Source organism: Streptomyces sp. NPDC018964, assembly GCF_044390325.1.
Lineage (GTDB): Bacteria > Actinomycetota > Actinomycetes > Streptomycetales > Streptomycetaceae > Streptomyces.
Genome location: NZ_JBIRYZ010000030.1, coordinates 83,275 through 96,501 on the forward strand (window position 1 = coordinate 83,275; position 13,227 = coordinate 96,501).

The following is a 13,227-nucleotide window of genomic DNA, read 5'->3' on the forward strand; positions in this document are numbered from 1 at the left end:
TGACAGCCGCCGACGGTGGTGAGCGGTAGGGTGCCGTCAGACGTGTGAGCAGTTGCGAATCGGCCGCCGAAGTCGGTGCCCCGCGCGACGTGCGGCACACGCGTGGTCCGTCGGCCCGGGCCCGGACAGGCCGGCCGGCGGGCGGATCGGACGAGAGCACCGCCCAGGGACCGCGCGCGACGGTACGCGCGGGTCCACAGTACCGACGAGGGGGAACAACAGGTGAGTACGACGGCCTCCGCGCCGGCCGGCACGGCCGGCGGACCGGGCACCGGAGCCCCGTCCAGGGCAGGCACGGGGCTCGGCTTCTGCCGGGTCACCATCGTGGCCCCCGACAGCCGCGTCGACGTGGCGCTGCCGGACGACGTGCCGGTCGCCGACCTGTACCCGGAGATCCTTCGGTTCTCCCAGCAGAGTCCCGCCGAGGGGGCACCGGTCGGCTACCACCTGGTACGCCGCGACGGGACCGTTCTCGACAGCGCCCGATCCTTCGCGGCCCAGCGCATCCTGGACGGCGAACTGCTCACGCTGCGCCCGTTCTCCGAGTCGCTGCCCCCCGCGGTCTTCGACGACGTGTCGGAGGCGGTGGCATCCGCCGTCACCCGCGACCGCACCCTGTGGGACGGCGATCTCACCCGCGTCGCCGGCCTCGTGGCGGGCGGTGTCCTTCCGGCGCTGCTGGCGTTCGTGGCCTGGAGCTCCCAGGTCCGCCACGACATGCACGGTCTGCAGGGCATCCTCGCCGCGGTCACCGGGGTCCTGCTGATCACCTTCGCGTGCGTCCGCGCACGCGTGTACGACGACCGCGGCTCCGCGGTCGCCCTCGGGCTGGGTGCCCTGCCCAACGTCGCCGTGGCCGGCTCGGGACTGCTGCCGCTCGCGGAGGGCCAGGGCATCGGGCGGCTCCAGTTCCTCCTGGCGTGCGCGGCGGTGCTGGTCGCCTCCGTCGTCCTCGCCCTGGTGTCGCCGGGCGGCGACAGCCCGTTCGTGGCCTTCCTCCTCGCTTCCGCGATCGGCCTGCTCACGACGTTCCTCGCGATGCTGACGCGGCTGGAGCCCACGGAGACGGCCGCCGTGTGTGCGCCCCTGGCGGTGTGCGCCCTCGCCTTCCTGCCGGGCCTGTCCGTGCGCTTCGCGCGGCTGCCCATCGGCTTCGAACCGCCCAGCGCGTCGCGCGGTGCCTACCTGACGGAGGAGCAGGACGCTCCGGAACCCGTCGACACCGAGCGCATCCTCGCCCAGGCCCGTCGTGGCCACGAACTCCTCGTCGGACTCGTCGGCGGATGCGCGTTCGTCGCCGTGGGCGCGTCGATCGTCCTCGGCTTCTCCGGCGGCGTCTGGGCGCAACTCCTCGCCCTGGCCACCGGCGTCGCGATGCTGATGCGGGCCCAGCTGTTCCGGTACACCGCCCAGGTCGCCCCCGTGCTGGCGGCCGGACTCCTCTGCCTGGTCTTCCTCGGTCTGGGGCTGGCGATGAACCCTCCGGCGCACGACTGGCGCGACGCGCTCCAGGGCGACACCACCGCCCTCGACATCCGCAGCGTGTGGCTGACGGCGGCCGTGGCCGTGACCGTCGCCCTGGTCACCGCCATCGGTCTGATCGTCCCCCGTCGCGGGGTCACGCCCTTCTGGGGCCGGTTCATGGAGATCGCCGAGGGCTTCGTGCTGCTGACGCTGGTGCCGCTGGCGCTCGCCGTCTTCGACGTGTACGCGTCGGTGCGGTCGATGACCGGCTGACGCGCGACGCCCGGCAGGGCGCCGACGCGCGACACCCGGTGGAACTCCGGCGTACGAAGCCCGGTGGAACGCGCACGCGCGGGCGCCTTCCACCGGGTGTCGCGGAGCGGTCACTCCGCCTCGGGGCCCGCCGGCTCCAGGTCGAACTCCCCGTCCCGCGCGCCCAGCACGAAGGCCCGCCACTCCGCCTCCGTGTACCGCAGCACGGTGTCCGGGTCGAGCGAGGACCGCATGGCCACGGCACCACCGGGCAGGTACGCGATCTCGACCCGCTCCTCGTGCTCCTCGGTGCCCGGCGCGCCGTGCCACTCGACACCGGAGATGTCGAGGGCGTAGAGCTCGTCCCTCTCCCGCTCCTTGCGTGCCTTGATCTCCTCAGCCGTCTCCGCCATGCCGCAGCGACCCCTTCCCGACGTACGAACGATCCGGATGCTCACCCTAGTGGCCCACGACGTCCGGTCCGGCCGGTTCGGCGGACCGGGGGAGAGGCACCCGTCACCGGCTGCTATCCTGAGCGACGGCCGTTTGTGTACGCGCCCCCGGAGCGAGTTCGCCCTGGAGGTCGCGCCCAGCGGATCCCCGCCTTCCGAGTCATGGAAGACCCCCCGAGACGAAGACCGGGGGCACTCGGTGGCCACTCACAGACCATGAGGAGTACGCGTGTCGCTCGACGCCGCAGTGAAGAAGCAGATCATCTCCGAGTTCGGTACCAAGGAGGGTGACACCGGCTCCCCCGAGGTCCAGGTCGCTCTGCTCTCCCGTCGGATCTCCGACCTGACGGAGCACCTCAAGACCCACAAGCACGACCACCACTCCCGTCGTGGTCTGCTCATCCTGGTCGGCCAGCGCCGCCGGCTGCTGCAGTACCTCGCCAAGAAGGACATCCAGCGCTTCCGTGCGCTGGTCGACCGCCTCGGCATCCGCCGCGGTGCGGCGGGCGCCAAGTAAGACGCCGTGAAGGGAGCGGTTCCCTGGAGAAAGGGGACCGCTCCCTTTGCTGTACGTGCGGAGTGTCACCGCGCCTTTGTAGTGTGGTAGCACAACGCAAGAGACACGACTCGGTGTGATGCCCCGCACCGCATGGGTATGCGGTCCCCAGGGCACCGCCGACCGACGTCATCGGACGTCACGACGCACGAGGAGAAGCGCACCTCGCCGCCGCCGGTCCTCGGTAGTGGCCCCCGGAGAGTGAACCCCGGGAGCTTCGATCGAAGACCGGCCCGCACCAGTGGAGCGCTTCTCCGTCCCCGTCCCCCCGCCACACGGGCGAGGCGGGACGAAAGACGACAAAGTAACGGAGAAAACGCTAGTGGAGAACGAGACCCACTACGCCGAGGCCGTCATCGACAACGGCTCCTTCGGCACCCGCACCATCCGCTTCGAGACGGGCCGCCTGGCCCGCCAGGCCGCCGGCTCCGCCGTGGCCTACCTGGACGACGACACCATGGTGCTGTCGGCCACCACCGCCTCCAAGAACCCCAAGGACCAGCTCGACTTCTTCCCCCTCACGGTGGACGTCGAGGAGCGGATGTACGCCGCGGGCCGCATCCCCGGCTCCTTCTTCCGCCGCGAGGGCCGGCCCTCCGAGGACGCCATCCTCACCTGCCGCCTCATCGACCGCCCGCTGCGCCCGTCCTTCAAGAAGGGCCTGCGCAACGAGATCCAGGTCGTCGCCACCATCATGGCGCTCAACCCCGACCACCTGTACGACGTCGTGGCGATCAACGCCGCCTCCGCGTCCACCCAGCTGGCCGGCCTGCCCTTCTCCGGCCCGATCGGCGGCGTCCGCGTCGCGCTGATCAACGGCCAGTGGGTGGCGTTCCCGACGCACACCGAGCTCGAGGACGCCGTCTTCGACATGGTCGTCGCGGGCCGCACCCTGGAGGACGGCGACGTCGCAATCATGATGGTCGAGGCCGAGGCCACCGAGAAGACCATCAAGCTGGTCGAGGGCGGCGCCGAGGCGCCGACCGAGGAGGTCGTCGCCGCCGGTCTGGAGGCCGCGAAGCCCTTCATCAAGGTGCTCTGCCGGGCCCAGGCCGACCTCGCCGCCAAGGCCGCCAAGCCCACCGGCGAGTTCCCGATCTTCCTGGACTACCAGGACGACGTCCTCGAGGCCCTCACCGCCGCCGTCAAGCCGGAGCTCGCCTCCGCGCTGACCATCGCCGGCAAGCAGGAGCGCGAGGCCGAGCTGGACCGCGTCAAGGCGCTCGCCGCCGAGAAGCTCCTGCCGGAGTTCGAGGGCCGCGAGAAGGAGATCTCCGCCGCGTACCGCTCGCTGACCAAGTCCCTGGTCCGTGAGCGCGTCATCAAGGAGAAGAAGCGCATCGACGGCCGCGGTGTCACCGACATCCGCACCCTGGCCGCCGAGGTCGAGGCCATCCCGCGCGTGCACGGCTCGGCGCTGTTCGAGCGTGGCGAGACCCAGATCCTGGGCGTCACCACCCTCAACATGCTCCGCATGGAGCAGCAGCTGGACACCCTCTCCCCGGTGACCCGCAAGCGCTACATGCACAACTACAACTTCCCGCCGTACTCCACCGGCGAGACCGGCCGCGTCGGCTCCCCGAAGCGCCGCGAGATCGGCCACGGCGCCCTCGCCGAGCGCGCCCTGGTCCCGGTCCTGCCGACGCGCGAGGAGTTCCCCTACGCGATCCGCCAGGTGTCCGAGGCCCTCGGCTCCAACGGCTCGACGTCGATGGGCTCGGTCTGCGCCTCCACCATGTCGCTGCTGAACGCCGGTGTGCCGCTGAAGGCCCCCGTCGCCGGTATCGCCATGGGCCTGATCTCCCAGGAGATCGAGGGCGAGACGCACTACGTCACCCTCACCGACATCCTCGGTGCGGAGGACGCCTTCGGCGACATGGACTTCAAGGTCGCCGGCACCAAGGAGTTCGTGACCGCCCTCCAGCTCGACACCAAGCTGGACGGCATCCCGGCCTCCGTCCTGGCCGCCGCCCTCAAGCAGGCCCGTGACGCCCGCCTCCACATCCTCGACGTGATGATGGAAGCGATCGACACGCCGGACGAGATGTCCCCGAACGCGCCGCGGATCATCACCGTGAAGATCCCGGTCGACAAGATCGGCGAGGTCATCGGCCCCAAGGGCAAGATGATCAACCAGATCCAGGAGGACACCGGCGCCGAGATCACCATCGAGGACGACGGCACCATCTACATCGGCGCCGCCGACGGCCCCTCCGCCGAGGCCGCCCGCACCACGATCAACGGCATCGCCAACCCGACGATGCCCGAGGTCGGCGAGCGCTACCTGGGCACGGTCGTCAAGACGACCACGTTCGGCGCGTTCGTCTCCCTGCTCCCCGGCAAGGACGGCCTGCTGCACATCTCGCAGATCCGCAAGCTGGCCGGCGGCAAGCGCGTGGAGAACGTCGAGGACGTCCTCGGCGTGGGCCAGAAGGTCCAGGTCGAGATCGCCGAGATCGACTCCCGCGGCAAGCTCTCCCTGATCCCCGTGATCGAGGGCGAAGAGGGCGCCTCCGACAACGACAAGAAGGACGACGCCGACCAGTGACGTCCCGTAGCTCCAAGGCGACGGCCCGCACCTCCTCGGAGGCGCGGGCCGTCGCCCGTACCCAAACCCTGATCAAGGGCGAGAACGGCATCGGTACGGTCCGCAGGACCACCCTCCCCGGCGGCCTGCGCATCGTCACCGAGACCCTGCCCTCGGTCCGCTCCGCGACCTTCGGCATCTGGGCCCACGTCGGCTCCCGCGACGAGACCCCGGCCCTGAACGGCGCCACCCACTACCTGGAGCACCTGCTCTTCAAGGGCACCTCCCGCCGGTCCGCCCTGGACATCTCCTCCGCCCTCGACGCCGTCGGCGGCGAGATGAACGCGTTCACGGCCAAGGAGTACACGTGCTACTACGCACGCGTGCTCGACACCGACCTGCCGCTCGCCATCGACGTGGTGTGCGACATGCTGACCGGCTCGCTGATCCAGGAGGAGGACGTCGACGTCGAACGCGGCGCCATCCTCGAAGAGATCGCCATGACCGAGGACGACCCGAGCGACTGCGTGCACGACCTGTTCGCGCACACCATGTTCGGCGACAACCCCCTCGGCCGCCCCGTCCTCGGCACGGTCGACACGGTCAACGCCCTCACCGCCGACCGCATCCGCCGCTTCTACAAGAAGCACTACGACCCGACCCACCTCGTGGTCGCCTGCGCCGGCAACATCGACCACAACAAGGTCGTACGCCAGGTCCGGGCCGCCTTCGAGAAGGCCGGCGCCCTCAAGAACGTCGACGCCGAACCGGTCGCCCCGCGCGGCGGCAGCCGCGCGCTGCGCACCGCCGGCCGGGTCGAGCTCACCGGCCGCAAGACGGAACAGGCCCACCTCGTCCTCGGCATGCCGGGCCTGTCCCGCACCGACGAGCGGCGCTGGGCCCTGGGCGTGCTGAACACCGCCCTCGGCGGCGGCATGTCGTCCCGCCTCTTCCAGGAGGTCCGGGAGAAGCGCGGACTGGCCTACAGCGTGTACTCGTACACCTCGGGCTTCGCCGACTGCGGCCTGTTCGGCGTGTACGCGGGGTGCAGGCCCTCCCAGGTGCACGACGTGCTGAAGATCTGCCGCGACGAACTCGACCGGGTCGCCGAGCACGGACTGCCCGACGACGAGATCGAACGCGCCGTCGGCCAGCTGAAGGGCTCCACCGTCCTCGGCCTCGAGGACACCGGCGCGCTGATGAACCGTATCGGCAAGAGCGAACTGTGCTGGGGCGAGCAGATGTCGGTCGACGACATGCTGGCCCGGATAGCCTCGGTGACCCCGGACGACGTCCGCTCGGTCGCCCGCGACGTCCTGGGACGGCGGCCCTCCCTGTCGGTCATCGGCCCGCTCAAGGACAAGCAGGCGTCCCGTCTGCACGACGCCGTCGCCTAGGGTCTGTTGTCCGGATCAGGTCGCAGGAAACCGGCGGCGCCTTGCCGACGTCGGTGAGCGGGGTCTGGTGCGTGCCGCTGCAAGGCGGAGGAGGGAGTCGACGTGATGAGGGTCCCTCCCACGCGAGCGAAGCCGAGCGTGAGGAAGTCGGCGAGTGACCACAACGCGGCAGACGCACGCACCGGACCCCGTGTCTGCGGCAGGATCCGAACGACAGGCCCCGACCCCTCCCGGTAAGGAAACAAGGAACATGAGCAAGCTGCGCGTGGCGGTCCTCGGCGCCAAGGGCCGGATCGGTTCCGAGGCGGTACGAGCCGTCGAGACCGCCGACGACATGGAACTGGTGGCCGCCCTCGGCCGGGACGACAAGCTGGAGACCCTCGCCGAGAACGGCGCCCAGGTCGCCGTGGAGCTGACCACCCCCGCCTCGGTCATGGGCAACCTCGACTTCTGCGTGCGCCACGGCATCCACGCCGTGGTCGGCACCACCGGCTGGACCGACGACCGCCTCGCGCAGCTGAGGGGCTGGCTGGAGCAGTCCCCGGGGACGGGCGTGCTCATCGCGCCGAACTTCTCCATCGGCGCCGTCCTCACCATGAAGTTCGCGCAGATCGCCGCCCCGTACTTCGAATCCGTCGAGGTCGTCGAGCTGCACCACCCGAACAAGGTGGACGCCCCCAGCGGCACCGCCACGCGCACCGCCCAGCTCATCGCCGAGGCCCGCCGCCGGGCCGGCAGCGCGCCCGCCCCGGACGCCACGACCACCGCCCTCGACGGCGCCCGCGGCGCCGACGTCGACGGGGTCCCGGTGCACGCGATCCGGCTGCGCGGACTCCTCGCCCACCAGGAGGTCCTGCTCGGCGGCGAGGGCGAGACCCTCACCGTCCGCCACGACTCCCTGCACCACAGCAGCTTCATGCCGGGCATCCTGCTCGGCGCCCGCCGCGTGGTGACCACTCCCGGCCTGACCTTCGGCCTGGAACACTTCCTCGACCTGAACTGAGCCCGAGCAGACCCCCATGCGCGCGAAGATCTCCTACGCCATCACGGCCGCCGTCCTGGTCGTCTACTTCGTCCTGGCCGGCAGCCGCGGCGTGCTCCTCATCGAAGCGGGCACGCCCCTCACCGTCACCTTCGGCGTGGCGGTGCTGATCCTGCCGGTCATCGGTGTCTGGTTCCTGTGGAAGAACACCGAGTTCGTCCGCGACGCCAACCGGCTCGCCGCCCTGCTCGACGCCGAGGGCGGCCTGCCCGTCGACGAGCTGAAGCGGCTGCCCAGCGGCCGGATCGACCGTGACTCGGCCGACGAGGTCTTCGCCCGCCGCAAGGCCGAGACGGAGGACGCCCCCGACGACTGGCGCAGCTGGTTCCGGCTCGCCGTCGCCTACCACGACGCCCGCGACACCCCTCGCGCGCGCAAGGCGATGCAACGGGCGATCGCCCTGCACAAGACCTCTCACTGAGCGCACGGGCCCCGGAGCAGGGGCCCGGAGCCGCTCAGTCGCGCCGGTACTCGGCGGCCCACGCCTCCACGGTGTCGGCCGCCCGGTCGAAGGCCAACTGGTCCCGCCCCAGGAAGTCCGCGTTGTGCGAGGTCAGCAGCGGCACCGACGACTCCGCCGAACGTCCCCGCCGGACGAGGACCAGCGCCTGCCCCTGCACCGTCCGGGGCAGCCCCAGCCAGCGCACCGGCTGCTGCGCCGTGCGCACGGAGACGACCTGCTCCCAGGACGTCGTACGCGTGCTCACAAAGGCCACGTGGCGCAGCCCCCGGGAGCTCACCCACACGCCCATGCGCAGCAGCCGCAGCGCACAGGCGACGCCGACCAGGGCGATGGCGAAGACCGCCCCGGCGGACGCCGGCGTCGCCGTCGTCGCGATGATCACCGCCGCGAACAGCACGAACGACGCGAGCAGCAGCAGGAGCGCCGCCGCCCCCACCCGCCACGGACCGGGACGGTACGGGCGCCGCCAGTGGTCCCGGTCGTCGTACGGCAGGGCGACATCGTCCGCCGTGTCGAAAGCGCGGTCGGCCGTCAGGAAGGGCAGGGGCACGACGGGTCCTCACTCGATCCATGCGTCAGCAGTGCCCGGTGAGGCTATCGATCCGTGCCGCCGGTCACCACCCTCGGGGGTCCGGACGGAGCCGGTGCCACGATCCGGGGTGACTCAGCGCCCCTCGGCCGCCTGTGATTGCTGTGTCCCCGACCCCGAGGAATCGGCGGACAGCGCCGGCATCCCGACGACCAGGGAGCCCACCAGCCCGGCCACGAGGGTGAGCCCCAGCAGCCAGCGCCCGGCCAGCTGACCGACGGAGGCCCGCTCACGGGGCGGCGGTGCGACATTGCTGCGGAACCTGTCGGCCTCGGCGACAAAGGCGAACGGTACGGGCTCGCGTCGACCGGACATCTGGTGCACGTCTCCTTCGTGTGTCGAACGAATCGCTGTCACCACCACAGACGAACGACGGCCCCGCGAGGTGCCCACTTTCGCCGAATTCGCAGAAGTTCGCCGCCGTTCACCGTCGTATGTCGCCTCCCGGCGCCGAAGGCCCGACTGTCGGTGCCGCGCCGTAGAGTGGGCGCCGCCCGAGAGACGTGATGGAAGGATCCCCCGCGCCGTGACCGACACCCCCGCCGACGACCTCAAGCCCGACTTCCGCAGCGATGTGACCGTCGAACTGGTCAAGCACACCGCGTCCGACGCCGACGTGCTGTTCGCCGCCCGCGTCTCGACCGTCGGCGAGCAGTCCCTGGCCGAGCTGGACAAGGATCCCGCGCGCTCCAAGGGCCTGATCAACTACCTGATGCGGGACCGGCACGGCAGCCCCTTCGAGCACAACTCGATGACCTTCCTCATCAGCGCTCCGATCTTCGTGTTCCGCGAGTTCATGCGGCACCGCGTGGGCTGGTCGTACAACGAGGAGTCGGGCCGCTACCGGGAGCTCCAGCCGGTCTTCTACGTCCCGGACGAGTCCCGCAAGCTGATCCAGGAGGGCCGCCCCGGCAAGTACCGCTTCGTCGAGGGCACCCCGGCCCAGCAGGAGCTCGTCGGCCGAGCCATGGAGGACTCCTACCGGCAGGCGTACGAGGCGTACCAGGAGATGCTCGCCGCCGGCGTCGCCCGCGAGGTCGCCCGCGCGGTGCTCCCCGTCGGCCTGTACTCGTCGATGTACGCCACCTGCAACGCCCGCTCACTGATGCACTTCCTCGGCCTGCGCACCCAGCACGAGCTGGCGAAGGTCCCGTCCTTCCCGCAGCGGGAGATCGAGATGGTCGGCGAGAAGATGGAGGCCGAGTGGGCCCGTCTCATGCCGCTCACGTACGCCGCCTTCAACGCCAACGGGCGCGTGGCCCCGTAGGACCGCGGTTCGAGCCTGCGAGTACATGTGTACGGTTCAGCCTCGCGAGGTGTCCGTATTGCGGCATTTCGTGAAGTTCATCTAGCCTGATCGAACGGGCCCGGTACTGCCTGAACCCCCGAGCAGGCAGTGCCGGGTCCCCCCTTTCCCTCACCTCGTCGACTCCCCCGAGGGAAGACCACGACCTGAGCAACGAGTAGCGTGTAACCCATGGCTCCGACCTCCACTCCGCAGACCCCCTTCGGGCGGGTCCTCACCGCCATGGTCACGCCCTTCACGGCGGACGGCGCACTCGACCTCGACGGCGCACAGCGGCTCGCCACCCACCTGGTGGACGCAGGCAACGACGGCCTGATCGTCAACGGCACCACCGGCGAGTCCCCCACCACCAGCGACGCGGAGAAATCGGATCTCGTACGGGCCGTCGTGGCGGCGGTCGGCGACCGCGCCCACGTCGTGGCCGGAGTCGGCACCAACGACACCCACCACAGCATCGAACTGGCCCGCGCCGCGGAGCGCGCCGGCGCGCACGGCCTCCTGGTGGTCACCCCGTACTACAACAAGCCGCCGCAGGAGGGCCTCTACCGGCACTTCACGGCCGTCGCCGACGCCACCGGACTGCCGGTCATGCTCTACGACATCCCCGGCCGCAGCGGCGTCCCGATCGGCACGGAGACGATCGTCCGTCTCGCCGAGCACCCGCGCATCGTCGCCAACAAGGACGCCAAGGGCGACCTCGGCCGCGCCGGCTGGGCCATCACCCGCTCCGGCCTGGCCTGGTACTCCGGCGACGACATGCTGAACCTGCCCCTGCTCTCCATCGGAGCGGTCGGCTTCGTCTCGGTCGTCGGCCACCTCGTCACCCCCGAGCTGCGCGCCCTGGTCGAGGCGTACACCTCCGGAGACGTCCAGAAGGCCACCGAGATCCACCAGAGGCTGCTCCCCGTCTACACGGGCATGTTCCGCACCCAGGGCGTGATGACCACCAAGGCGGCGCTCGCCCTCAAGGGCCTCCCCGCCGGACCCCTGCGCGCTCCCATGGCCGAGTGCACGCCGGAAGAGATCGAGCAGCTCAAGATCGATCTTGCCGCCGGCGGGGTACAACTCCAGTAATCAGACTTCGCGCGCCCGGTCGCGCAGATGTACCTCACAACTGAATAAGCGGGCCACCGGTGCCCGTACCCCGCCCGACAACTGCTTCTGCACGAACGTCACGCGCGCCACGTGCCCCACCGGTACGTGGCGCGCGTGTTTGAGGAGAGTCTTTTGAGTCATCCGCATCCTGAACTCGGCCCGCCCCCGCAGCTCCCCGCGGGCGGCCTGCGCGTCACCCCGCTCGGCGGTCTCGGCGAGATCGGCCGGAACATGACGGTCTTCGAGTACGGGGGCCGCCTGCTGATCGTCGACTGCGGAGTGCTCTTCCCCGAGGAGGAGCAGCCCGGAATCGACCTGATCCTGCCGGACTTCTCGTCCATCCGGAACCGCCTCGACGACATCGAGGGCATCGTCCTCACCCATGGCCACGAGGACCACATCGGAGGCGTCCCCTTCCTCCTGCGCGAGAAGCCGGACATCCCGCTGATCGGCTCCAAGCTCACCCTCGCCCTCATCGAGGCGAAGCTCCAGGAGCACCGCATCCGCCCGTACACCCTCCAGGTGGCGGAGGGACAGCGCGAGCGCATCGGCCCCTTCGACTGCGAGTTCATCGCCGTCAACCACTCCATCCCCGACGCGCTCGCCGTGGCCATCCGCACGCCCGCCGGCATGGCGGTCCACACCGGCGACTTCAAGATGGACCAGCTCCCGCTGGACGGCCGTCTCACGGATCTGCACGCGTTCGCCAGACTCAGCGAGGAAGGCATCGACCTTCTGCTCGCCGACTCCACGAACGCCGAGGTCCCGGGCTTCGTCCCGCCCGAGCGCGACATTTCCAACGTCCTGCGCCAGGTCTTCGCCGGTGCCCGCAAGCGGATCATCGTGGCGAGCTTCGCCAGCCACGTCCACCGCATCCAGCAGATCCTGGACGCGGCGCACGAGTACGGCCGCCGGGTCGCCTTCGTCGGCCGTTCCATGGTCCGCAACATGGGCATCGCCCGCGACCTCGGCTACCTCAAGGTCCCGCCGGGCCTGGTCGTGGACGTCAAGACCCTGGACGACCTGCCGGACAGCGAAGTCGTCCTGGTCTGCACGGGCTCCCAGGGCGAACCGATGGCCGCCCTGTCCCGCATGGCCAACCGTGACCACCAGATCCGCATCGTCGACGGCGACACGGTGATCCTGGCGTCGTCGCTCATCCCCGGCAACGAGAACGCGGTCTACCGCGTGATCAACGGCCTGACCCGCTGGGGCGCCAACGTCGTCCACAAGGGCAACGCCAAGGTGCACGTCTCGGGCCACGCCTCGGCCGGCGAACTGCTGTACTTCTACAACATCTGTCGCCCGAAGAACCTGATGCCGGTGCACGGAGAATGGCGCCACCTGCGCGCCAACGCCGAACTCGGCGTCCTGACCGGCGTGCCGCACGACCGCATCGTCATCGCCGAGGACGGCGTCGCCGTCGACCTCGTCGAGGGCAAGGCCAAGATCTCCGGCAAGGTCCAGGCGGGTTATGTCTACGTCGACGGCCTCTCCGTCGGTGACGTCGGCGAGCCGGCCCTCAAGGACCGCAAGATCCTCGGTGACGAGGGCATCATCTCGGTCTTCGTCGTCATGGACTCCTCCACCGGCAAGATCACGGGCGGCCCGCACGTCCAGGCCCGCGGGTCCGGCATCGAGGACTCCGCCTTCGGCGAGGTGATCCCGAAGATCACGGAGGTCCTGGAGCGCTCGGCCCAGGACGGAGTCGTGGAACCCCACCAGTTGCAGCAACTCATCCGCCGCACCCTGGGCAAGTGGGTCTCCGACACCTACCGGCGCCGGCCGATGATCCTGCCTGTGGTGGTAGAGGTCTGACGATCCGTCGGACCGCACCCGAGCGGCCAGGGAGCGGGGCGCCTCGATTTGCATCGGGGCGCCCCGCTCCAGTACGTTTACAACTCCTCCCGATCGGGCACCCGACCACCTCGTACGTCGGAACCGTCGCCCGGCAAGGGAGGGGGAAATCCGACTCAGAATCTCTGATAAAGTCGGAACCGCCGGAAAGGGAAACGCGGAAGCGGAACCCCGGAAAGCACCGAGGAAATCGGATCGGAAAGATCTGATAGAGTCGGAAACGCAAG

12 protein-coding genes are annotated in these 13,227 nt (G+C 70.2%); 9 read left to right on the forward strand and 3 right to left on the reverse strand.

The genetic code is table 11. The features are described 5' to 3' along the window. Window positions 1-222: 222 nt before the first annotated feature. The gene (gene eccD / locus ACH5AO_RS33320; RefSeq protein WP_398931263.1) at window positions 223-1,737 is read left to right on the forward strand and encodes a type VII secretion integral membrane protein EccD; all 1,515 of its coding nucleotides are present in this window, start codon (window positions 223-225) and stop codon (window positions 1,735-1,737) included. Window positions 1,738-1,847: 110 nt separating this feature from the next. Here eccD and ACH5AO_RS33325 read toward each other — a convergent pair whose 3' ends face one another. Continuing rightward, window positions 1,848-2,129: a DUF397 domain-containing protein gene (locus ACH5AO_RS33325; protein WP_398931264.1), complete on the reverse strand. Its 282-nt coding sequence runs from the start codon at window positions 2,127-2,129 to the stop codon at window positions 1,848-1,850. 268 nt (window positions 2,130-2,397) lie between these two features. Here ACH5AO_RS33325 and rpsO point away from each other — a divergent pair, with 268 nt between their 5' ends. The 5 genes from rpsO to ACH5AO_RS33350 all read left to right on the forward strand — a co-directional run bounded on the left by rpsO (window position 2,398) and on the right by ACH5AO_RS33350 (window position 8,111). Further along, complete coding sequence (rpsO, locus tag ACH5AO_RS33330; RefSeq protein WP_004924725.1) at window positions 2,398-2,685, forward strand: 30S ribosomal protein S15; 288 nt, start codon at window positions 2,398-2,400, stop codon at window positions 2,683-2,685. A 361-nt stretch (window positions 2,686-3,046) separates the two neighbouring features. After that, the gene (locus tag ACH5AO_RS33335) at window positions 3,047-5,272 is read left to right on the forward strand and encodes a polyribonucleotide nucleotidyltransferase (protein WP_398931266.1); all 2,226 of its coding nucleotides are present in this window, start codon (window positions 3,047-3,049) and stop codon (window positions 5,270-5,272) included. Further along, on the forward strand, window positions 5,269-6,648 hold the full coding sequence (locus ACH5AO_RS33340) for a M16 family metallopeptidase (RefSeq protein WP_398931268.1): 1,380 nt from the start codon (window positions 5,269-5,271) through the stop codon (window positions 6,646-6,648). The genes ACH5AO_RS33335 and ACH5AO_RS33340 overlap by 4 nt, the downstream gene beginning before the upstream one ends. A 250-nt stretch (window positions 6,649-6,898) precedes the next feature. Then, on the forward strand, window positions 6,899-7,651 hold the full coding sequence (gene dapB, locus ACH5AO_RS33345) for a 4-hydroxy-tetrahydrodipicolinate reductase (protein ID WP_398931269.1): 753 nt from the start codon (window positions 6,899-6,901) through the stop codon (window positions 7,649-7,651). Window positions 7,652-7,667: 16 nt separating this feature from the next. Continuing rightward, window positions 7,668-8,111 (forward strand): hypothetical protein, encoded by a 444-nt coding sequence (locus ACH5AO_RS33350; protein ID WP_398931271.1) that lies wholly within the window; start codon window positions 7,668-7,670, stop codon window positions 8,109-8,111. 34 nt (window positions 8,112-8,145) lie between these two features. Here ACH5AO_RS33350 and ACH5AO_RS33355 read toward each other — a convergent pair whose 3' ends face one another. Continuing rightward, window positions 8,146-8,703, reverse strand: a complete 558-nt coding sequence (locus ACH5AO_RS33355; protein WP_398931272.1) for a hypothetical protein — start codon at window positions 8,701-8,703, stop codon at window positions 8,146-8,148. 114 nt (window positions 8,704-8,817) lie between these two features. Further along, the gene (locus ACH5AO_RS33360) at window positions 8,818-9,057 is read right to left on the reverse strand and encodes a hypothetical protein (protein WP_398931274.1); all 240 of its coding nucleotides are present in this window, start codon (window positions 9,055-9,057) and stop codon (window positions 8,818-8,820) included. A gap of 211 nt (window positions 9,058-9,268) precedes the next feature. On the opposite strand from ACH5AO_RS33360, the gene thyX reads away from it, so the two are divergent. From thyX to ACH5AO_RS33375, 3 genes are all read left to right on the forward strand, one after another. Then, the gene (gene thyX, locus ACH5AO_RS33365) at window positions 9,269-10,009 is read left to right on the forward strand and encodes an FAD-dependent thymidylate synthase (protein ID WP_398931276.1); all 741 of its coding nucleotides are present in this window, start codon (window positions 9,269-9,271) and stop codon (window positions 10,007-10,009) included. 210 nt (window positions 10,010-10,219) lie between these two features. After that, window positions 10,220-11,122 carry a 4-hydroxy-tetrahydrodipicolinate synthase gene (gene dapA / locus ACH5AO_RS33370; RefSeq protein ID WP_398931278.1) on the forward strand — a complete coding sequence of 301 codons (903 nt, stop codon included), beginning with the start codon at window positions 10,220-10,222 and terminating at the stop codon, window positions 11,120-11,122. A gap of 153 nt (window positions 11,123-11,275) precedes the next feature. Continuing rightward, window positions 11,276-12,961, forward strand: coding sequence for a ribonuclease J (locus ACH5AO_RS33375; RefSeq protein ID WP_398931279.1), 1,686 nt, complete (start codon window positions 11,276-11,278; stop codon window positions 12,959-12,961). Window positions 12,962-13,227: the final 266 nt, after the last annotated feature.

Excerpts from the sequence above, each read along its gene's own strand:
- ACH5AO_RS33350 (WP_398931271.1), top strand. The coding sequence starts at position 7,668 with ATGCGCGCGAAGATCTCCTACGCCATCACGGCCGCCGTCCTGGTCGTC.
- dapB (WP_398931269.1), top strand. The coding sequence starts at position 6,899 with ATGAGCAAGCTGCGCGTGGCGGTCCTCGGCGCCAAGGGCCGGATCGGT.
- dapA (WP_398931278.1), top strand. The coding sequence starts at position 10,220 with ATGGCTCCGACCTCCACTCCGCAGACCCCCTTCGGGCGGGTCCTCACC.
- ACH5AO_RS33325 (WP_398931264.1), bottom strand. The coding sequence starts at position 2,129 with ATGGCGGAGACGGCTGAGGAGATCAAGGCACGCAAGGAGCGGGAGAGG.
- ACH5AO_RS33360 (WP_398931274.1), bottom strand. The coding sequence starts at position 9,057 with ATGTCCGGTCGACGCGAGCCCGTACCGTTCGCCTTTGTCGCCGAGGCC.